We start from the raw sequence: 21659 nt of genomic DNA on the forward strand, positions 1-21659 counted from the left end.
TTTCCATTATAATAAAGATGTATTCAAAATATATGTTTAAAAGGAGATCTTATCATGTTAAGCAAGAAAACAATTGAGATCGTCAAATCCACTGCCCCTGTTTTAGCTGATAAAGGAGTAGAAATCACTACTTACTTCTATAAGAAATTATTCGAAAATCATCCGGAATTATTAAATATCTTTAATCATGCCAATCAATCCAAAGGCCGCCAGCAAACGGCTTTGGCCAACACCGTCTATGCAGCTGCAACCTACATCGATCAGCTGGAAGTCGTGCTTCCTGCAGTCAAACAGATTGCACATAAGCACCGAAGCCTTCAGGTAAAACCTGAGCACTATCCCATTGTCGGTGAGCATCTGCTGCTTGCAATAAAAGAAGTGCTCGGAGACGCTGCAACGGATGAAATCCTGCATGCATGGGGAGAAGCCTATGGCGTGATCGCTCAAGTATTCATAGATGTGGAACAGGAAATGTATCAGCAAGCAGAAACTTCAAATGCAGGCTGGACCGATTTCAAAGAATTTGAAGTCGTAAGAAAAGAAGAGGAAAGCTCCGTCATAACTTCCTTCTACCTGAAGCCTGCTGACGGAAGCAAAGTATCTCTTCATAAGCCTGGTCAATATATCACCATCCGTGTGTCCATACCAGGTGAAAAATACTTATTGAACCGCCAGTACAGTCTATCTGATGCGCCAAATGAAGACTATTACCGAATCTCTGTTAAAAGAGAAGCGGAATTCACTCCTGAAGGCAAAGTCTCCAATTACTTGCATGATCAAGTGAATGCAGGAGATAAACTGGAGCTAACTGTTCCTGCAGGAGACTTCATCCTTGATTCTGGACGTGAACCAGTCTACCTCATCAGTGGCGGGGTAGGTATTACTCCTATGTTAAGTATGCTGAAGACTATCGCTCAAGAAGCTCCTGCCCGCCCTACGACCTTCTTGCATGCTTCAAAAAATGGAACGGTTCATGCGTTTTACGATGAAGTTAAAAATACTATGGAAACCCTTCAAAGAGGGGAAGCCATCTTCGTCTATGAAAATCCAACAGTGGAAGACCGCAGCAGACAAAAATTCCACTTCGACGGATATGTTACAGAAGAAATGATCAGAGAACTGCATGCAGAGCCAGAATCCAAATTCTATGTCTGCGGACCGGTTCCATTCATGCGTGCCATCCTGAATCACCTGGAGAACATCGGGGTTCCAGCGGAAAAAATCAACTATGAATTCTTCGGTCCTGCGATGGATTTGAAACAGAAACAAAGTGTAGGGGCCTGACCCTCACTACATTAAAGCACTAAAAGGGGGCCTGACCCCCATCGCTTTAAAGCGGTGGGGGTCAGGCCCCTTAATCTCGTTCACTTCAACAAGCAGAACACGAAGCACATAAAAAAACCTGCTCCAAAAAGGAACAGGGTGGTTACAAACATGTAATAAAGTAAATGGTCCTATTATTATAGCATCATTTTCCGTTAATAGATATTTATTTTTTTGTAATATGCAAAATTTTTTCGACCTCGTACAGCAATTCCCTGGCTGCAGCAGTGGGGCATTGGGCTTGGCTGATAGCCGAAATGACAGCAACCCCATCCGCACCGCTCTCTACTACAATCCCAGCTCTTTCCTTATCGATCCCACCGATCCCGACAATCGGCAGTGTGATGCCCGCTGCACGGATATCTTTTATCACATCCGGCCCTTTCACCTCATGCAAGTCTGATTTGGTGTTCGTGAAATACATAGGACCTACACCTAGATAATCGGCACCGAATTTCATTGCATCATGGGCCTCTTGTACATTATGGACGGAGACACCCAGAACTTTTCCCGCAAATCTTTTTCTTGTTTCAATGATTGATCCGTCATCCTGACCGATATGTACACCATCCGCCTCAAGAGTCAAGGCGAGTTCCACATCATCATTCACGATAAAAGGAACTCCGTATGATCGGCAGCGGCTCATCATCTCGTGAGCGAGCTTTATTTTTCCCTGCCCTGATCTGGCCCCATTCCCCTTTTCTCGGAATTGAAAAAGAGTGATGCCCCCTTTTAAAGCGGACTCAAGCACAGGTAGAGGTTCACCACTTCCACAATTGGAGCTTCCCATCACCAAATATAGTTTCAGAAGTTCTTTATTCAAGAATGAGCACGCACCCTTCTATGCTGAAACGCCCAATGATTGGTCGGTCCATGGCCACTGCCGATCTGCAGGCTGTCTTCAATGGCAGCATGAATGTATTGCTTGCCAATTTGTATGGCATCCAATACCGACTCTCCCTTTGCCAGTTGCGCAGTAATGGCTGCTGCAAAAGTACATCCCGTTCCATGCGTGTTTTTCGTGGCAATCCTGAAGCTCTTCATTTCAAGGAATCTATCCCCATCATAGATTAAATCGATGAGCTCGTTTCCATTTCCATGACCACCCTTGATTACCACAAAATCCGCTCCAAGCTTATGCAGGATCCTTGCCGCTTGCTGACGGTCCTTCATCGAACGGATCGGAATTTCCGTCAAAGCCTCCGCTTCAGGAATATTCGGGGTGATGACGGTCGCAAGTGGAATGAGGGATTCCCTCATGGAACGGACCGCATCCTCCTGCAGGAGCCTGCTCCCTCCTTTCGCGATCATCACAGGGTCCACTACGACATTTCCCCATTGGAAACTTTTAATCTGCCCTGACACGGCTTCAATCAATTCACTGCTGAATAGCATCCCAGTCTTTAATGCGTCAGGCTTCAGATCCGCCTCGATCGATAAAAGCTGCTTTAGCACCATATCTAGAGGGATGGGATAGACAGCCTGGACTCCTAAGGTATTCTGCGCGGTGATGGCGGTGATCGCCGACATTCCATACACCTTCAATTCCTGAAAGGTCTTCAGGTCGGCTTGAATTCCTGCTCCTCCGCCGCTATCGGATCCGGCGATGGTCAATGCTTTTCCTACCATGCTTTTCACCCCCGTACTTTTTTATGAAAATCTATCCAAAATACCGATAATACAACGATTTGGCTGCTTGGACATCCTTTGTTCCGTGGATAAGCACCCTTCCATCCTTGAATGCCACAAGGCGATGTTTTTCTATTTCAAAGGACAGCAGATAAGGATTTCCCTCCACAGCCATCCCTCGTTCGACAAGCACTCTTTTCAGCTCCGCCAGATCCCTTCCACCCGTTATGGATGGACGGATCTGGACAGAATCGCGTCCGCAAAGGACCGCTGTTTTCGTTTGGTTTTCAAAGTCAAGGTTGGGATAAGTCCTCTTTTCTCCGCAGCTTTTGCAGCCTGCCTGTTTCATTTTTGAAACATCCATGGATACGTAATGATTTTTCCAGAGATCAAATGATACGAGCTTCCTTCGGCACGCTTCCGTATTGCCGGTAAGTAGCTTAAAGGCTTCGGCCACCTGATGCGCCACCACCATCCCCACAACGGGAGAGATGATACCGACCGTGTCACACGTTGCCCCACCAAGTGGCACTGTGTTCAGCAGGCATTGAAGACAAGGTGTTTCTCCCGGCAGAACCGTAAATGAAAGGCCGTAGCTCCCTACACATGCCCCGTAGATCCAGGGAATCCCATATTTTTGAGAGATATCATTCATGATCAGACGGATATCAAAATTATCGGTAGCGTCAAGGAGCAGGGAAACTTGTTCGGTCTTCACGAAATTCTCCAGACTCTCAGCTGTGACATCGTCTACTAGCGCAACTATCTCTACTTCCGAATTGAGCTTTTCCAAACGTGCTTTAGCGGCAATCGCTTTTGGAAGCTTCTCCCTTGCATCTTCTTCGCTGTAAAGCTGCTGGCGCTGAAGATTGCTCCACTCGACATAATCACGGTCGATGATGGTCAGCCTGCCTACACCTGCACGGACAAGCGCCTCGGCATTCCCTGTTCCAAGTGCACCGGCACCGATCAGGAGGACATGCTTTAGCCCTAAAAGCTTTTGACCTTCTTCCCCGATCGGTGAAAATAGGGTCTGACGAGAATAGCGTTCCATTATCCCACGCTCATTCCTTCGGTCGGGCTGCTTGCTGTAGCATACCGCTTTTTCTCCATCCTGCCTGCTTCATATCCAAGTCGTCCTGCTTCAATGGCAAGCTTCATGGCATATGCCATTTTCACAGGATCGTTCGCAGCAGAAACGGCGGTATTCAATAGCACCCCATCCGCACCTAATTCCATCGCCTTGGCTGCGTCTGCTGGGGAACCGATTCCTGCATCGACTATGACTGGCACCTTCGCCTGTTCGATGATGAAGCCAAGGTTCAACTCGTTGATGATTCCCTGTCCAGACCCGATCGGGGAAGCCCCTGGCATGATGGCATGTGCGCCAAGCTCCTCAAGCTTCCTGGCAAGGACGACATCATCGGACGTATATGGCAGGACAGTAAATCCCTCTTTCAACAATTCTTCTGTGGCCTTCAATGTTTCCACCGGATCTGGCAGCAATGTCTTCCAGCAGCCGATCACTTCGACCTTGATCATGTCACATAATCCGGATGCCTTTGCAAGTTTCGCGATCCGCACCGCCTCCTCTGCCGTTTTGGCACCGGCAGTGTTCGGCAGTAGTGTGTATTTCTCCAAATCCAACTTTTCCAGAAAATTCGGCTGTCCTGCTTCAAAAATATTCATTCTTCTTACTGCAAACGTCAGGATTTCCGATTCGGAAGCATCCACCGCCCTCTGTTGAATATCAAAATCCGGATACTTTCCTGTCCCAAGCAATAAACGGGAATTAAATGTGTAAGAACCAATTTTCAACATATCATCCGCCTCCTACAAAATGTACTAATTCAAGCATGTCACCTTCTGCAACTGTTTCAGCTGCATGAAATTCTTTTTGCAAAATATCTTTGTTTTTTTCTACAATTACTACCTTTTGATCAAGTTGAAAATATAATAATAGTTCCGCAACAGTGGTCACTTCGTCAGGAATCTCCACTCTATCTCCATTGATCCAAATTTTCATTTTTTCACCTCATTGCAGATTTTGTATTCTATCTAGTCCAAATGCATCCATATATTCAGGCAGCTTCGTTCCATTGATCATGCTTGCGACCAATACACCCGTGATTGGCGAAAGCAATATTCCATTCCTGTAGTGCCCGGTGGCAATAAATAGATTGGTAATGGTTGGGTGCTTCCCTAAAAACGGTAGACCATCTCCGGTTTGCGGCCTGATTCCTGCCCATGTTCGTTCAAAGCTGGCATGCTCTATAGCAGGAAGAGTCCGAATCGCTTCCTTCATTAATGATGCCAAGCCCCCGATCGAAACATTTTCAGAGAAAGTATTTGGCACCATGGTAGCTCCCACCACCAGCCGGTTGCCGATTTTAGGTACGATATAGCAGGAGTCTGTAAAAATAGTACTCTCCAAAACCGGTTTATCTGTCAGGACAGAGAAGCATTCCCCTTTGACCGGATAGGATGGGAGACTTAAACCAAGACCGGATAAGATCCTTTTGCTCCAGGCACCGGCTGTTACAACAATGGAATCCCCTGAATAGCATCCTTCACTTGTTTCCACTTTTACAATTGCCTGATTATGTTCCTGCAACGAATACACTTCCACAAATTCTTTGATGTCTGCACCAAGCGTGATGGCAGCCTTGGCAAATGCATGTGTCAGCTTTTCCGGATTGACGTGGCCATCCTGTGGGATATCCATGGCGCCAAGCGTCCCCGGCCCCAATTCGGGCTCTCTCTTCAAAACCTCATCCCTGCTGATCCAGTCTGCATTTTCTCCAAGTTTTTGTTGAATTGCAATCGTCTCTATTACGGACAAAACTTCCTCTTCCTGATACGCAAGCTTCAGCATCCCTTTTTGTACCAGTTCAATATCTATACCGGTCAACTCTTTCAGTTCTGGTTGCAATTGGGGAAACATGCTTCTGCTTTCCTTTGCAAGTTCAAAAAGAGGCCCAGCCTCATTCACCTCCACCTGAGCACCGAGCATGCCTGCTGCGGCACTGGAAGCTTTGGATGCAATCCGTTCCTTTTCCAATAGTAGTACCTTTTTCCCGGATTTGCTTAATTGATAGGCGGATGCACATCCATTTACGCCTCCACCTATGATAATGACGTCATAGCTTGCGCTCATCAGATCCCGCCTTTCTTCGATTTGTTTGATAGAGCGTTGCAGCCTTCAACGGATCTTTTGCACTCATGATCCCCGACATGACAGCTATCCCTTTAACCCCAATATTTTTGAGTTCTGAAGTCTTCTCAGGTGTAATCCCGCCGATTGCAATCACTGGGATGGACACGGCAGAGGCAATTGCCTTCAGTTCCTCCACTCCCCTCGGCTTCAGGTGTTCCTTTGACATTGTGCTATATACGTGTCCATAGAGCAGGAAAGATGCTCCAGCTTGTTCTGCTTCTACGGCCTCCTGATAGGAATGGACAGATTTTCCGATTTGCAGATCGGGGAAAGACTTCCTTACCTCTGAAACTCCCAAACTGTGATATGCCAGCTGCACTCCTCCCACTCCTAGTGAATGGGCAACGTCCACCCTGTCATTGATGATGAGTTTTTTTGGGGGAATTCCACCATCTATCAATCTTTCTACTATTTGATAGATCTCTTTTGCCGATCGATTTTTTTCCCTTACATGGATATGATCAGCCTGTGAATGAATCGAACATAGAATGGATACAAGTTCATCAGCCGTTCTTTTACCATCTGTAATAACATGCAGCTTCATTTTGAACACCCTTTCCCACGAATATTCAAGAAGACCTATCTGTAACGAACATCTGTAATCGAGAAAAGCGGAAGGTAGTCGGCTGCTGCGAATCCTATCATGAACACACTTATAAATAGGGCGACAAACCATGCGTCTTTTGTTGAAAATCCCGTTTTATAATAATAGGTCCGCGTCTTCTGCCTGCTGAATCTTTTCGCCTCCATCGCGACCGCTACACGATGTGCCCTCCTGATGCTCTGGGATAAAAGGGGAATGCTAAAAAAATTCAGCTTTTTCACTAGCCCGCTCAATCCTCTTTCCTGCTTCACACCACGGACTAAAAGAGCATTTCTTAATGTAAGATATTCCTCCACCATGATTGGCAATAGCCTTACTCCAGCCATAAATCCATAGGCGAATCTTGGGGGAAGCTTACCTTGCTGCATCAAAGAATAGAATAGCTGCACCGGTTTTGTCGTAAGCGCAAAAAGCATGCCGCAAAATGCAAATACCATCGAACGCAGGCCAAGATGCACGCCCCTGAATAAGCTTTCTTCTGTCACATGGATGAGTCCGAAACGCAACAGGGTCGTATCCCCTTTGCCAAACATGATCATTGCGAGTGAACTCGTCAGGAAGATAAACAAAAAAGGCAGGAGCAGCAGCATTTTTATTTTTACTGGGTACTTTATGGAAGCTAAAAAAACTAACAGGATTGACAGGGTCACATAAGTCATGACATCCACATCATGAATGAACATGATGCCGATAAATATCATCAGCATGATCAGAAGCTTGAGGCTTGGATTCACCCCATGGATCCATGATTCTTTTTTAGGTAATGCCAATTGCATGCTGTTCTCTCCTATTCCCGGCTTTACTGCAGAATTCTTTACCCAAGAACTCTTCTTTTACTTTCCCATCCTCTACCACCCACACCCTATCTGCAAAGTTCTCCGCAATACGAAGATCATGCGTGACCATGATGATGGCTACCCCAGCGTGTTTCATTTCCGACAGCCATTCCAGCATTCGAAAGGTATTTTTGCTGTCCTGTCCAAAAGTCGGTTCATCAAGCAAAAGGACATCCGGCTGTTTGATGACGGCAGAAGCTACACTGAGCCTTCGCTTTTGCCCCATTGAGAGCTGATAGGGATGCCGGGTTTTCAAGTGCTCCAGTTGAAACCTATGCAACAGCCCCTCTACCTGTCTCTCTATCTCCTCTTCCTTTCTTTTTTCCAAACGCAAGGCGTATGCGATTTCCTCATAGACGCTAGAGGTGACAAATTGAAATTCGGGATTCTGAAAGACAAAGCCAATTCTTTCGAAAGGAATGCGCTGAACAGGCTCTCCATCAAAGGTATATGCACCCTTCGTTTTGATCAGCTGCATCAAAGACTCCAGCAACGTACTTTTTCCAGCCCCATTCTCTCCTACAATGGCAATCCACTCTCCGCTATGAATAACTTTTTTTTCCACCTCGATTTTTTTCTCTTTTCCGCGATAACCAGTGAATTCATCTAAAGTTATAATTGGAATCTGATTACTGGATATCGAAAACACTTCACAAGCTGGCTCTCTTTCTTCAAGATATTCCTCCCACACCCCCGGATACCAGATGCCATATTTCTTTAAAAGTGGAATCTGATTTTGTAAGATGCTGGAGATTGGACCGTCAGCCACAATGCATCCTTCCTCATCCAGGACAACTATCCGCTCTACATAATCAAGGATGAGATCCACCTTATGCTCGACGATAATCACCGTTTTTTCTTCGTCTATTCCCTTTATCGTCTCCCATACTTGGTGGGTACCTTCCGGATCCAGCATGGCTGTCGGCTCATCTAGAAACAATACTTCAGGCTCCATGGCAAGAACGGACGCAATCGCCAAGCGTTGCTTCATTCCTCCTGAAAGCTTCCCGATGCTTGTATGCATATCCTCAAGATCAAGGCCGACCAGTTCAAGGAGCCGACAGATCCTCTCGGGCATTTCCTCTCTTTGAACCGCAAGATTCTCCAGGACAAACGCCAGCTCTTCATCGACGTACGGCATGCAGAATTGGGAATCTGGATCCTGGAAAACATAGCCCCAAGATATCGGGGTCACCGTTTCCTTGGCAAGCATCGGTACCTCCAGCACCCCGGGGATCAGACTAGACATCACTTGAAGCAAGGTGGATTTGCCACTTCCTGAAGGCCCTAGGATCAAAACTTTTTCACCCTTTTTTACAGACAGGGTAAAGTCATGGAACAATTGCCTGCCCCCTGGATACTTCAACTGTAAATCTTCCAATAGGATGATTTGGTCCATGTTTACCTCCTTTTTACTGCCTCAAGGAATCGAAGTCCTCTTTACTAGCAGGACGCAATAGACTTGTGACTCCTGTCGCTTCCAAAGCTTTTACGAGGACATTAGCAAGTACGCCAGATAAGAGAATGGCTCCGATGATCCGGAAAGAAATCAACAGCGTCACATTCCACCATACATAATCAAACAGGTAGCCCCTGAACAAGTCCATCAGGAGAGATCCTATTGCAGCGGCAACACCTGCGATTGAAACAACCATCACATCAAACTTTTTATATCGGAAGCCCATGAATACAGCCTCCGCAAAAAGACCCTGCACCACTCCATAAACAAGAACCATCAATCCATATTCCGAGCCGACCAGGAATTCACCAGAGGCAGCAGCCACTTCCGCCAAGAAGGCGACACCTGCTTTTCTGATAAGCAGATAGGCTACGGACGCTGCGATAAACCACATACCATAGGATAGCTCCTGGATTTGCAGTCCCAATGGCGTTAACAGGCTATAGACCGGCCCCCAGATTTTATAGATGATTCCAAACACCAATGAAATCACGATGGTGACGAGAATATCCGTCAGTTTTAACCCTCTTTTCATTCTCCTCATCCTTTACGCATTTATTTGCAATTCCCCAACCGGCCACTTTTCCAATGTATAGGCCATCTCCCAGAAGGAATATTCATACTGGCTGCTGATGATAAAATACTCCATCATCCTTTCCCGCTCTTCTTCAGTCGCTTTTTCAGCGAGCACATCCAATCTATGGATCTGCTCTTCCACAAGCTCACGGAACCACTCACCACCATAGGCAGCAATCCATTCCTGATAGATCGGTTCTGCCGGTGTGGCATCCTTCAGCCTTTCTCCTATCTCGTAATATAGCCAATAGCATGGAAGCAGGGCGGCGATGACTTCCCCCAGACCGCCTGTAAGGACAGCACGGTACATATGTGAGGTATAGGCGTGTGCAGTTGGCGCCGCTTTGAAATTACTTTTTTCGTCCTCTGATACTCCCAATCTCTTGGAAAAGTTCTCATGGAGGGACAGCTCAGCCTCATACGTGCCTTGTGCATGCGAGGCCATCCTGGATGTAGTATGTAGATCGAAAGCTTTGGCTCCTGCATAGGCCTGCACCCTTGCAAAGTGACTGAGATAGTAGGCATCCTGCAGCACATAATATTTGAATGAATCCAAGGGCAACGTACCATCTGCTATTCCTGTTACAAATGGATGGTGAAAGCTTGCCTCCCAGATAGGATCTGCCTTCCTGCGTAATTCCTGTGAAAATTTCATCCCTCTTCCTCCTGTCCAGATCTTTTATTAAAAACAAAAAACCACCTTCCTCGCTTACGCAGGAAAGGTGGTTGAGTATATTTCGCAATTCTCTCATCACTCATGATAATGAGTAGGAGAGCCCGACCGACCACTTCCCTACGCTGGTGTTAACCAGATCAGGTTCTAAGAGTCTTAGAGTCTCACTCTAATCTCAGCCTTATGAAGGCACCCCTAGTGGTAGAAAACTATAAAGTTAGTGAAAAAGGTGGAAACCGTTTTCTGATACCCATCTTATATCAGCTCTCTTCGATTTGTCAAAACTTTTTAATTGCCGCTGATTTCGATTGGATTTTTATCCTTATTTTTACGACCGAACCATCTGCGTTTCTTCTTCGTTTTCTTCCCGAAGCCATCCAGCAATTCATACACTACCGGAACAACAATCAGGGTCAGGGCCGTTGAAACCGTCAGCCCTCCGATTACGACAACCGCCAAGCTTTTCGATACAAGGCTGCTCGCACTTGCATGACTGAATACCAGCGGCATCATCGCTGCAATCGTCGTGACTGCCGTCATCACGATTGGACGCAGTCGCGTTGCTCCTGCTTCAAGCAATGCTTCTCTTGTTTGTAATTCCCTTTGTTTATTTTGAATCACTCTCTCCAATAGCACGATCGCATTGGTTGTCACGATCCCGATCAGCATCAATGCACCGATCAATGCATTCATATCGAGCGAAGTTCCCGTCACAATCAAACCGATTACCCCACCAACCACAGCAAGCGGCAATGAGAATAGGATGGCAAATGGGGCGCGGGCCTCACCGAAAGTAATGACCATGATCAGATATACAAGCAATATGGCGATGCCCATCATTTTAAACAGGTCCATAAAGGTTTCCTGCATAGATTCGGTGACTCCGGCAAGCTTTACTTTCGCTCCATCCGGAAGATCGAGACTTTTAATCATTGTATCTACATCAAGACCTATTTTCCGTACATCCTCTCCCACAGTATCTGCAGAAACCTGGATCGTTTCTTCCCCGTCTTTGTGGAAAATCTGCGTTTTGATTTTTTGCTCCATTACGGTTGCTACATCCTTTAGCTCCACAACTCCTGCAACCTGCGATGCGAGTTTCAGGGACAACAGCTCTTCCTTTGTATCCAGACCCTCGTGGTTATATTTAATGCTTGCAGGAAGCCTTTCACCTGCAACTGTCACTTCACCCATCGGCGTTTTTGCCAACGCCACTTTCACTTGTTCTCCGATCTGTTGTGCAGTCAATCCCGCTTTTTCCGCTTCGGATTGCTTCACTTCCACTTTCCACTCGGACTGCAGCTCTTCATAGTTGGATTTGACCTTATCCAAACCATCAATTTCCTTTAACTCCTTTAACACCATGTCAGCGGTTGCTACGAGATCCTCTTCATTGGCAGCTGTTACATCAATCTGGATTCCGCTTCCTCCAAATCCTCCAAATGAATTTTTCATGGCATCGACTTCAACTGCGTCAAATGTCAATGCCTTCTCTTTTGTTTCCTCGATGAAAGCATCTACATCTTTTCCTTTTTCAAACATGACGAAAAATGCTGCGACATTAGATTGTGTTACCTGGCCAAATTCCGCATCCTCCTGGGCCATCCCCATTCGTAGCAGAACTTGGTCTGCTTTTTCTTCCTTCAAAAGCTCTTTTTCAAAAAGATAGGCGTTTTCCCTTGCCAGATCCGGATCCATATCCTTAGGGAAAGTCAGGTTGACACTTACCGCCGACTCCACCTCGGATTCCACATTCGATTGCGGAATCATGAAATAAGCTCCAATGGATGCCACAAATATCACAAAAGAAGCTGCAAGGACGATGAATTTATGAGACAGGGACCATTGCAGGACCTTCATATACCTCAAAGCCGGTTTTTCTTCCTTTTGTTTCACTTTCTTCAATAGCATAAAGCTCAGCATCGGGACCACTGTCAAAGCAACAAGCAACGACGCCATGATGGAATAGACAACTGCCAATATCATCGGCACGACAAAATCACCAAGCGATCCAGATACGAAACCAACTGGCAGGAACACTGCAATAGTGGTAAGGGTGGACGCTGTAATCGCCATCCCCACTTCTCTGGTCGATTCGATGACAAGCTCTTTTGAGAGTTTTTCATGTTGCAGTCTCCGATAGATGTTTTCCATGACCACGATGCTGTCATCTACAAGCCTTCCAACTGCAACCGCCAAGCCTCCAAGTGTCAGTATGTTCAAGCTTACCCCTGATTGTTTTAAAAGGAACATCGTGATGAGTATGGATAGCGGTATGCTGATGATCGCGATCAAAGTCGTTCGGATATTCCTTAAGAATAAAAGGATGACAAATGTCGCCGCTATCGCCCCGATTCCCACTTCACGCGCCATTCCATATACCGCACTTTCCACTTCGGCTGCAGTGGAGAAGAGCATGTTTATGTTGTATTCAGGATATTCCTTTGCCAACTCATCCAGTTTCTTATCCAGTTCTTTGCCGACATTTACAGCATTTGCGCTTGTTTCCTTCGTTACGATAAACGCCAAACCATCGGCACCGTTCAATCTGGTAAGCGCCTCATAATACTGATTGACGGATACTTCTGCAACATCGCCAAGCTTGACGTTCTGAGCAAGCATGATCGATTCGATCTGACTTACGTCTTCTATTTCTCCAACCACTCTGACTGCGGTGGAAGACCCATCCACATTCAGCTGTCCGGAAGGAACAGAAATGCTTTTACCTTGCAGGGCCATCATCACCTGCATGGCAGTCAACTGCTTTTCCTCGAGTTTTGCCGGATCTACTTCAATCAAAAGCTCTGTGCTTGATTGACCGTAGAGGGAGACAGAGGATACCCCTTCGACATCTTCCATTTGCGGAAGGATTTTCTCTTCTATCACTTTTTCATCTTCAAGTGTCATTCCCTCATCCGTTTGAACACCGATCTGGGCAATAGGGATCATCGAAGTGTTCAACAGGACGACAAAAGGTTTCATTGCCTCCTGTGGCAATGCCAGCTGATTGACGATCCTCTCCACCTCTTGATTTGACTCTTTCAGGTCTGCTTCATTGTTGAAAAATATATCTATTCTTGATAGTCCTTCGCTTGTGGAAGAGACCATCTGTTCCACATTTGCGAGTTGTTTCAAACTGTTTTCTATCGGTTCTGTTATCATTTCTCCAGTCGTTTCCGCATCCATGCCTTGTGCAATCGTCGTGACTGTTATCATCGGATTGTCGACGCTAGGCAGAAATTCGACCGGCAGCTTCGTAGTGGAATAGACCCCCAAAACCGAAATGATGAATACCATGATGATGATTGCCGCTCTGTTTTTCAATGAAAAGCCGATTAATTTTTTCATCTCTCATATCCCCCAAGATCTCACTGTGATTTTCTCTCTTTCCAAACTTTTCGTGCAGGGCCATTACTGCTGGTGAATTTCTTACAATCACCCTTTCTGTACCGACTGATGTTCCATTGGATATTTTAACATCATAAGAAAATTATGGAAACATTATTCTTCAAAAATAAAAGATGCCAGCCGATTGGATAACATCTTTTTCACTTCCTTTAAACCGAGGCGGATTTTCCAAGTGCCTCCGGGGCTTCTTCCTCTTCTGAATGTTTTGGAAGGGTGGCCATATAGAAGAATGAAACAAAAAGCAGACAACCCCCGACTAACACATAGATCCCTTCGACAGTGACAATCTTTTGGAAAGTCATCGCGATAACGCCGAGGGTAATCGACTGCGATAGCATCATCACTGGTGTAATCCAGCCCTGCACGCGACCCATCATTTTCGGATCTACGATTCTTGGAAGCCAGCCGCCGATTCCTATGTTCACAAATGGCAGACTCAACCCAACCAGTGAACTGAAAGCCAAATAGTAGAATACAGATGTGCTATACCCTGAAGCTATGACAAAAGCTCCGGACACCCCTACGCCAATGATGACCATTTGATAGAGCTTCAGTTTTTTTGCAAGAATGGAAGCGATGATACTGCCCAGAAGTACCGAGATACCAAAAACAATTCCTACAAGAACCATGATTTCTTCATAATTGTCCGGCGCCAATTTATATTTCAGGATATAGGCAGGCATCACTGACATTCCGCCGTTGACGATGCCGAATACAAAGAATCCAATGATAAGATAGACGAGCAGCGGGCTTTTCAGGATATAAAGCAGTCCATCCTTAAAATCCTTTGCAACAAATTTGATGTTGATTTCCTTCCACCTGTGAGTTCCATTTGGAAGCCGCACTGCCTCAGATAGGACACACGCCCTGATTAAAAGTGCACTGATGATATAGGTGGCAAAATCGACTATGATTGCCCCTTCAAGCCCGATAGTCCAATAGATGAAAATACCAAGCGCATTTCCGAAAAGCATGAACAAACTGCTGGTCATCTGGTTCAAACCGGCTGCCACTGTATATTCATCCTTTGAGAGTATGCCTTGGATCATAGCTCCTTGCGCAGGATAGAAGAATTTTGACACCGCGCTTCGCAGGAACAAAAGCGCAAAAATCAATGGCATCCAATCTATATAGATCGCACCAAGCAAACCAAGTGACAAGAAAGCACAAATCCAGTCACTATTGGCAGCAATTTTCTGCCGGTCCATCCTGTCAGCAAGCACCCCTACCAGGAAAAATACCGCAAGTGTCGGCAAGGAGTACATAAGCTCTGTAATAGCCGCGTAGAACGGCTTTTCTGAAAATCTATCCAAAAGGTAAAGCATAAAAGCGGCAATTCCAATTATATTCCCCATCTGTGAAGTAAATGCTGCCAGAAACAAAAGGCTGTAATTGCGATTTTTAAATATCTCAATCATGTTTTTCATCGATCTATCCTCCACCATCATCTTGTTATCTAGCATCATTTTAACTCTATTAGTAAACATTGGTAACGGACTTGCGGGTAATTTTCTATCGGTCTCAAGGAGGAGGGAGGGGTAGTTATGGAGACTTAATTTTATGGCGGACAGGCTGGTGGGAGGGAGTGTTTTGTTCCTATGAATAAAGCCAAGCAATCCAACGGATTGCCTGGCTTCACACTAAGGCTTCAACAATATTTTTCCCGTACTTTTTCTGCTTTCCAATAGCTCGTGCGCTTTTGCTCCATCACTTAGAGAAAAAACAGTCGGCTCCGCAATTTGCAACCGACCCTCAGCAATCCAAGTAAACAGCTGGTGCGAACGTGTTACACGCTCATCCCGAGAAGTCAGCACATTCCAAAGGTCGCCACCTGTCAGGGTCTTCGAGGTATCCATCAGCATCCTTGGGTCGACAGGTGCCGGATCGCCTCCTGCCATTCCAAAGAACACTACCGTACCTCCTATTTTTGTTGCCTTAAAGCTAGATGTCAAGGTCGAACCTATGGACTCGTATACCACCTTAACCCCTTGTCCGCTAGTTGCTTTCTTCACTTCTGCCACCCAATCAGAACTATACAAATATACCTGATCCGCTCCTGCATCCCTTGCGATGGAAGCCTTATCCGCAGTGGAAGTCAATCCGATCACCTCTGCGCCAAGCAATTTTGCCATCTGGGTCAAAAGCTGTCCGACTCCCCCTGCCGCTGCATGCACAAGGACAGTGTCCCCTTTTTCAATATGATAACTGTCGTGCACAAGATAATGTGCCGTAAGCCCCTGGAGCAAAACGGCAGCCGCAGTTTCACATGAAATCTGATCAGGCAGGGGAATCGCTTTCTCGTAAGGCACTGTCACAAACTCAGCATTCGCATATGGCACATCTGCAAAGCCTATTTTGTCACCGACCTTGATGTCCGTAATGGCAGCTCCCACTTCAGAGACCACTCCTGCCCCTTCATAACCAAGGATATAAGGCGGTTCACCTGCCAGATGATAGTTGCCTTTTCTCCGATAGATATCAGCAAAGTTCAGTCCTACCGCCTCCGTCTTAACCAAAATTTCATGGTCACCTATTACAGGGTCCGGAACTTCCGTGTAATACAGGACATCCGGACCGCCGAATTTATCAAATACGAGTGCTTTCATCAAATATTTCTCCATTTCCTATTCAAAATTTCAGCCCGCTTCATCGCACGCTCATCTTCCAATATATGTCCCGGTGAATTCGCCTCTCCGATTATATAGTCTTCCAATTTCGCTCCGAAAAACTCTACTATATGCCGGAACTGCATAATGAGCGGCAGTGCTTTTTGATTCGGGTCGTCTCCGCCCACCACAACCACATAAAACTTCTTTCTGTTCATGGACTCCCTGAACTCTATCTTGCCATCACGAAGGCTCTCACTCCAGCGGTCCACAAAATTTTTCATCCTTCCGCTCATTCCATACCAATATAGTGGGGTGACGAGGATAACTTCATCATGTTGAAGCAGCCTTTCCACTACTCCATAGTAATCGTCTCCACGATGCTTGAACCCTTCCTCATCATGACGCTGATCCAATATGGGATGGATAGTCAAATCACGAAGGAATATCTCTTCTGTCTTCATTTCTTTGATCATGTGTTTTGCCAATTGCTCTGAATTCCCATTGTTGCGGTGGCTTCCATAAATAACTAGCACTTCATCTCTTCCTTTCTTCCTCCATTTCTATATACTAAAAAGTATGCAATAAACAAGACATATGGGAAAGTACGTACTTTTTGGTGGGATAGGCACCAAAAAGTGCCTATTGAATTGTGAGGGTAATAGAATGAGTAATTATAATATGCCGATTGAAGCCACCCTTGAGGTGATCGGAGGGAAATGGAAATGCATCATCCTCTGCCATCTGGAATCCGGTAAAAAGAGACCGGGCGAGCTTCAACGATTGATGCCAAAAATCACACAGAAAATGCTCACCCAGCAGCTTAGGGAATTGGAAGAGGACGGGATCGTGAACCGCATTGTTTATCGCGAGGTACCTCCCCGGGTGGAATATGAATTAAATGATAAGGGCCGTTCTCTAAGCGGCGTGCTGGATGTAATGTGCAGCTGGGGGAAAGGTCATATTGAGTCGATGGAAAAATGACATTTTTTCATTACAAAAAAGAATGCCCAGTCCCGAATCGGGACTGGGCATTCTTTCTCAAGATAGATTAATCGTCGTCTTTATCCTTCTTCTTACCGCGATCTTTCTTGTCTTTTTCTTTTTTATCTTTCTTGTTTTCCTCTTTTCTTCCTTCGCCCTGGTTATCATTGTCGGAGTCGGAAGATCTTTGGGATTCTTCTTCCTTCTTGGCTGGTGGTTTTGGCTTTCCGAAAGCTGGAAGATTGAAGGATTCCACGGGTTCATCCTTTAATGCTTCACTTACTACCTGCTGGAAGATCTTCGCGGATGGACTGCCTGCCCCGGAAATGATCGGAAGGTACAGTTCTTCTGTCGGTTTATCGAATCCGATCCAGAAAGCTCCGACCACCTGTGGCGTGAAGCCGGCAAACCACTGATTGGAGGTGGCTTTATGGTTATCATCCCTTGTTTGGGTGGACCCGGTCTTTCCTGCCACTTCCCTGCCTTCGATGATTGCGTTCTTCCCACTGCCTTCCTCGATGACATTTTGAAGGATATAGGTCATTTTTTCGGCCGCTTCCTTTGAAACGACCTGTTCTTTTTCCCCTTCAAAATTGGCTACCGCATCGCCTTCTCCTGTTTCAATTTTAATTATCGCATGCGATTCGACAATCTCACCCTTATTCGGAAAAATCGTATATGCCTCTGCCAAATGTTTTGGTGCGATCCCCTTATCGAATCCACCAAGAGCAAGGGCTGCTAGGTTATGGTCATTTTCCGTGATCGGCAGATACAATTTCTTTGCCGCTTCAACACCCGTTTTGACTCCCATCTCGTGTAAGAGTGAGACGGCCGGAACGTTATACGAATTCAATACCGCGTCATACATGGATACTTCCCCGCGGTAATCAAGTGTATGATTGAGCGGCTTGTATCCGTCTATATCAATCGGAGAATCATTTAACATATCGTACATATCGTAGCCCTTTTCCAGGGCAGGAGTATAAACCAATAATGGCTTCACAGTGGAACCAGGCTGTTTGGCAAGTCGTGACGCCCTGTTGAAATCCCGGAACTTGTATTCCCTTCCACCAATGAGCGCAAGAATCCCGCCTGTCTTGGGATCCATTAAGATTCCGCTGCTCTGCGCCACTTCCCCATTTGGTGCCGTCGGGAAGTTGGCCGGATCTGCATACACCTTTTCCATCGCTTCCTGTGCTTTTGGCTCAAGGGAAGTGTAGATTTTGTAACCTCCGGCCAACAATTCACTTTCACTGATGCCATACATTTTATTGGCCTCTTCTAGGATATAATCCATATAGCTTGGATATTTCCCTTCATATGGATCGACATTTCTCGTTTCTAGCTTCAACTCCTCGGCCTTTGCGGCTTCAAGCTCTTCAAGGGTGATGAACTTTTGTTCATACATCAGGTGAAGCACCAGGTTTCTTCTTTCGATGGAGCGCTCCGGATTATTAAGTGGTGATAAAGCCGATGGTGCCTTAATTACTCCAGCGATGGTGGCCGCTTCAGCGAGCGTCAAATCGGCTGGATCCTTTGCAAAATAAACGGAGGCCGCATTCTTGATTCCCCAGGCTCCCTCCCCAAAATAGATCTGATTTAAATAAAGGCTGATAATCTGATCCTTTGAGTATGCCTTTTCCACTTTCTTGGCAAGGAAAAACTCATCAAATTTCCGTTTGAAGGTTTTTTCATGTGTCAAAAAAACATTCTTCGCAAGCTGCTGTGTGATGGTACTTCCGCCCTGTACGACGCCCCCTGCCTTGACATTTGAGGAAAATGCCCGAAGTGTTCCCACAAAATCAAAGCCGTCATGTTCATAAAAACGCCGGTCTTCCACCGCAACGACAGCGAGTTTCATTACATCCGGGATATCTTCACTTGCCACTCCCTCTATCTTGCTTGCAGTCAGTTTACTCGCAACTTCACCATGACGGTCATAGATTACTGTAGCCTGTGGCAAAGGTTCGGTCAAAGCACTGACATCCCTTGTATTAATATATAATTGCATTCCTAACAGTACGATTAGCACAAATAAACCAGCGATTAAAAATAAGGCTCGCAGGCTGACCTTCTTTTTGTTTCTTTCTACTCTTTTCGCCATAAGAACCCCCTATTTCAGAACCAAAATCTTTAAAGTAATTCGGAGCATCCCAAATTTTTTTTAGGGTAAGCATACATAATCCCGGGCTATAACCATTAAAATGAAATACTACAAAACCCTGTTATGCCCGTATTCTTTATTACTTTAACATTATTACTTACCCATTTTACAAGAAGATGAATCACAAAATTAGAATTCTAATAATTGCGCGAATTCCATTAACCTTGACTACCCTTCTTTTCAACCACTATAATGATGAACAATTACCTAAAAGAATAAGTGTAAAGTGCTACTCGTATAATCTTGGAGATATGGTCCATAAGTTTCTACCAAACTGCCTTAAACGGTTTGACTACGGGATGAAGCAAATACTATATGTATGTTTTCGGCAAAACCTGCTTTTTATGTAGCGCGGAAACCATCTATAGCCTTTTGCCGCTTCTCTCATGTCAAACTCCTGGATTTCCATGGAGTTTTTATTTTTTTATTGGAGGAGATTGAAAATGAATTCAACCAAACTGACAGATCTGATCAAAGCTTCCGCAAAATCCACTCCCGCTGACCTGGTCATCAAAAACGGCAAAATCATCGATGTGTTCAACCTCGAAATCATCGAGGGAAATCTAGCAATTAAAAACGGAATGATCATTGGAATTGGAGACTACGAAGCTATAGATTACCTGGATGCAAAAGGTGCTTATATTTGTCCAGGCTTCATTGATGGACATGTCCATATGGAATCCTCTATGGTTCATCCTTTTCATTTCTCCAATACTTTAATAGAGCATGGTGTGACCACCATCATTACGGATCCTCATGAAATTGCCAATGTCAGCGGATCAGCAGGAGTGCAGTTCATGATAGATGCAACGAAGGATGTGTTAGTAGATGTCTTCTTCATGCTGCCTTCCTGTGTCCCTGCTACCCAATTCGAACAGAATGGTGCCACTCTGCATGCTAGAGATCTTGCACCTTTTTACAAGAATGATAGAGTATTGGGGCTTGCAGAAGTGATGGACTTTCCTGCAGTAAGGGATACCGAAGAAAAGATGGTCGAAAAATTGACCCAGGCTGTGAGTGAAAGAAAACAGATCGATGGGCATGGGGCTGGCTTGACGGAAACCGGAATCAATATCTATCGCAGCGCACAGATAAAAACGGATCATGAATGCGTTACAGCAGAAGAGGCCCTGGAAAGGATCAGGCGCGGGATGTATGTCATGATCCGAGAAGGATCTGTTGCAAAAGACCTGAAGGCCCTCCTCCCTGCTGTCAATGACAGGAATGCAAGACGCTTCCTTTTCTGTACAGATGATAAACACCTGGACGATCTTGTAAGGGAAGGCAGTATCGACCACAATATCCGTCTTGCCATCCAAGAGGGCATGGATCCATTGCTTGCCATTCAGATCGCTACCTTGAATGCTGCAGAATGCTACTCGCTTCACCATAAAGGGGCAGTCGCTCCAGGCTATCACGCCGATCTTGTCCTGGTGGGGGATTTGAGGGAACTCACCATTCAAAAAGTCTTAAAGGATGGGAAGCTTGTGCCGGTCCTTTCCGATGAATCGGTCAAAAGCAATATCGGCGTCCCTCATTCAGCACCGGAAGAACTTAAAAAATCGGTTCATATCAAACCTTGTTCACCCAAAGATCTGAAATTGAACCTCGATGGGTCAAAAGTAGCCAGCGTCATTGAAATCATCCCCAATAGCCTTGTAACCAATCATGTTAAAGAAATGGTACAGACCAAAGACGGTGAATTCACTCCATGTATAAAAAAAGACCTGCTGAAACTCGCTGTAGTGGAAAGGCATAACGCCACAGGTGACATCGGGATAGCGATAGTAAAAGGGATGAGGCTTAAAAATGGTGCTATTGCATCCACCGTGGCCCACGACTCTCATAATATAGTAGCTGTCGGAACAAATGATGGGGACATCCTTGAGGCAATCAGGACACTTGAGGATATGGGAGGTGGATTGGTCGTCGTGAAAGATCGAAAGCCAATCGCCACACTTTCTTTGGAAATTGCAGGCTTGATGTCCTTGCAGCCCTTGGAAGAGGTGTTGGACAACTTGGAGTGTCTTCATCATGCACTTACCAGCTTGGGGATGCTGGTTGATTTCAATCCTTTTGTCACCCTTTCTTTTCTCAGCCTGCCGGTAATACCCGAAATAAAACTTACTGCATCCGGTTTATTCGATGTGACAGCATTCAGTCATATTTCAATTCAGTAA

19 protein-coding genes and 2 riboswitches are annotated in these 21659 nt (G+C 45.6%); of the genes, 3 read left to right on the top strand and 16 right to left on the bottom strand.

Annotated elements, in window-relative coordinates; all coding sequences use genetic code 11:
• Positions 1 to 54: 54 nt before the first annotated feature.
• A complete protein-coding gene (hmpA, locus tag JOC95_RS12925; RefSeq protein WP_204416899.1) occupies positions 55 to 1284 on the top strand; it encodes an NO-inducible flavohemoprotein in 1230 nt (409 codons plus the stop codon).
• Positions 1285 to 1489: 205 nt separating this feature from the next.
• On the opposite strand, the gene thiE is transcribed toward hmpA, so the two are convergent.
• The 15 genes from thiE to JOC95_RS13000 form a co-directional block, all read right to left on the bottom strand.
• Positions 1490 to 2146: a thiamine phosphate synthase gene (gene thiE / locus JOC95_RS12930; RefSeq protein ID WP_204416901.1), complete on the bottom strand. Its 657-nt coding sequence runs from the start codon at positions 2144 to 2146 to the stop codon at positions 1490 to 1492.
• Complete coding sequence (thiD, locus tag JOC95_RS12935; RefSeq protein ID WP_204416910.1) at positions 2143 to 2952, bottom strand: bifunctional hydroxymethylpyrimidine kinase/phosphomethylpyrimidine kinase; 810 nt, start codon at positions 2950 to 2952, stop codon at positions 2143 to 2145. The genes thiE and thiD overlap by 4 nt, the downstream gene beginning before the upstream one ends.
• Positions 2953 to 2983: 31 nt before the next feature.
• On the bottom strand, positions 2984 to 4009 hold the full coding sequence (locus JOC95_RS12940; RefSeq protein WP_204417304.1) for a MoeB/ThiF family adenylyltransferase: 1026 nt from the start codon (positions 4007 to 4009) through the stop codon (positions 2984 to 2986).
• Positions 4006 to 4773, bottom strand: coding sequence for a thiazole synthase (locus JOC95_RS12945; RefSeq protein WP_204416912.1), 768 nt, complete (start codon positions 4771 to 4773; stop codon positions 4006 to 4008). Before JOC95_RS12945 ends, JOC95_RS12940 begins: the two co-directional genes overlap by 4 nt.
• Before the next feature lies 1 nt (position 4774).
• On the bottom strand, positions 4775 to 4978 hold the full coding sequence (thiS, locus tag JOC95_RS12950; protein ID WP_204416914.1) for a sulfur carrier protein ThiS: 204 nt from the start codon (positions 4976 to 4978) through the stop codon (positions 4775 to 4777).
• Positions 4979 to 4987: 9 nt separating this feature from the next.
• Entirely contained in the window at positions 4988 to 6109 is a 1122-nt protein-coding gene (thiO, locus tag JOC95_RS12955) for a glycine oxidase ThiO (protein WP_204416916.1), read from the bottom strand.
• Complete coding sequence (tenI, locus tag JOC95_RS12960; protein ID WP_204416918.1) at positions 6093 to 6713, bottom strand: thiazole tautomerase TenI; 621 nt, start codon at positions 6711 to 6713, stop codon at positions 6093 to 6095. The genes thiO and tenI overlap by 17 nt, the downstream gene beginning before the upstream one ends.
• Positions 6714 to 6748: 35 nt before the next feature.
• Complete coding sequence (locus JOC95_RS12965; RefSeq protein ID WP_204416921.1) at positions 6749 to 7549, bottom strand: energy-coupling factor transporter transmembrane component T family protein; 801 nt, start codon at positions 7547 to 7549, stop codon at positions 6749 to 6751.
• The gene (locus tag JOC95_RS12970; RefSeq protein ID WP_204416929.1) at positions 7530 to 9008 is read right to left on the bottom strand and encodes an ABC transporter ATP-binding protein; all 1479 of its coding nucleotides are present in this window, start codon (positions 9006 to 9008) and stop codon (positions 7530 to 7532) included. The genes JOC95_RS12965 and JOC95_RS12970 overlap by 20 nt, the downstream gene beginning before the upstream one ends.
• A 13-nt stretch (positions 9009 to 9021) precedes the next feature.
• Complete coding sequence (locus JOC95_RS12975) at positions 9022 to 9612, bottom strand: ECF transporter S component (protein ID WP_419096241.1); 591 nt, start codon at positions 9610 to 9612, stop codon at positions 9022 to 9024.
• Positions 9613 to 9615: 3 nt separating this feature from the next.
• Entirely contained in the window at positions 9616 to 10299 is a 684-nt protein-coding gene (gene tenA / locus JOC95_RS12980; protein ID WP_204416939.1) for a thiaminase II, read from the bottom strand.
• Positions 10300 to 10417: 118 nt separating this feature from the next.
• A riboswitch (TPP riboswitch) is annotated at positions 10418 to 10524 on the bottom strand.
• Positions 10525 to 10605: 81 nt separating this feature from the next.
• Positions 10606 to 13665 (bottom strand): efflux RND transporter permease subunit, encoded by a 3060-nt coding sequence (locus tag JOC95_RS12985; protein ID WP_204416941.1) that lies wholly within the window; start codon positions 13663 to 13665, stop codon positions 10606 to 10608.
• A gap of 209 nt (positions 13666 to 13874) precedes the next feature.
• On the bottom strand, positions 13875 to 15152 hold the full coding sequence (locus JOC95_RS12990) for an MFS transporter (protein WP_204416943.1): 1278 nt from the start codon (positions 15150 to 15152) through the stop codon (positions 13875 to 13877).
• Between the two features lie 213 nt (positions 15153 to 15365).
• Positions 15366 to 16346, bottom strand: a complete 981-nt coding sequence (locus JOC95_RS12995; RefSeq protein WP_204416945.1) for a quinone oxidoreductase family protein — start codon at positions 16344 to 16346, stop codon at positions 15366 to 15368.
• The gene (locus JOC95_RS13000; RefSeq protein WP_204416947.1) at positions 16331 to 16867 is read right to left on the bottom strand and encodes an NAD(P)H-dependent oxidoreductase; all 537 of its coding nucleotides are present in this window, start codon (positions 16865 to 16867) and stop codon (positions 16331 to 16333) included. The genes JOC95_RS12995 and JOC95_RS13000 overlap by 16 nt, the downstream gene beginning before the upstream one ends.
• A gap of 130 nt (positions 16868 to 16997) precedes the next feature.
• On the opposite strand from JOC95_RS13000, the gene JOC95_RS13005 reads away from it, so the two are divergent.
• Positions 16998 to 17315, top strand: a complete 318-nt coding sequence (locus JOC95_RS13005; RefSeq protein ID WP_204416949.1) for a winged helix-turn-helix transcriptional regulator — start codon at positions 16998 to 17000, stop codon at positions 17313 to 17315.
• 67 nt (positions 17316 to 17382) lie between these two features.
• On the opposite strand, the gene JOC95_RS13010 is transcribed toward JOC95_RS13005, so the two are convergent.
• Positions 17383 to 19419, bottom strand: coding sequence for a transglycosylase domain-containing protein (locus JOC95_RS13010; RefSeq protein ID WP_204416951.1), 2037 nt, complete (start codon positions 19417 to 19419; stop codon positions 17383 to 17385).
• A gap of 273 nt (positions 19420 to 19692) precedes the next feature.
• A riboswitch (purine riboswitch) is annotated at positions 19693 to 19794 on the top strand.
• A 128-nt stretch (positions 19795 to 19922) separates the two neighbouring features.
• On the opposite strand from JOC95_RS13010, the gene ade reads away from it, so the two are divergent.
• The gene (ade, locus tag JOC95_RS13015; RefSeq protein ID WP_204416953.1) at positions 19923 to 21659 is read left to right on the top strand and encodes an adenine deaminase; all 1737 of its coding nucleotides are present in this window, start codon (positions 19923 to 19925) and stop codon (positions 21657 to 21659) included.

The sequence above is a fragment of the Sutcliffiella tianshenii genome (genome assembly GCF_016908565.1).
Lineage (GTDB): Bacteria > Bacillota > Bacilli > Bacillales > Bacillaceae_I > Sutcliffiella_A > Sutcliffiella_A tianshenii.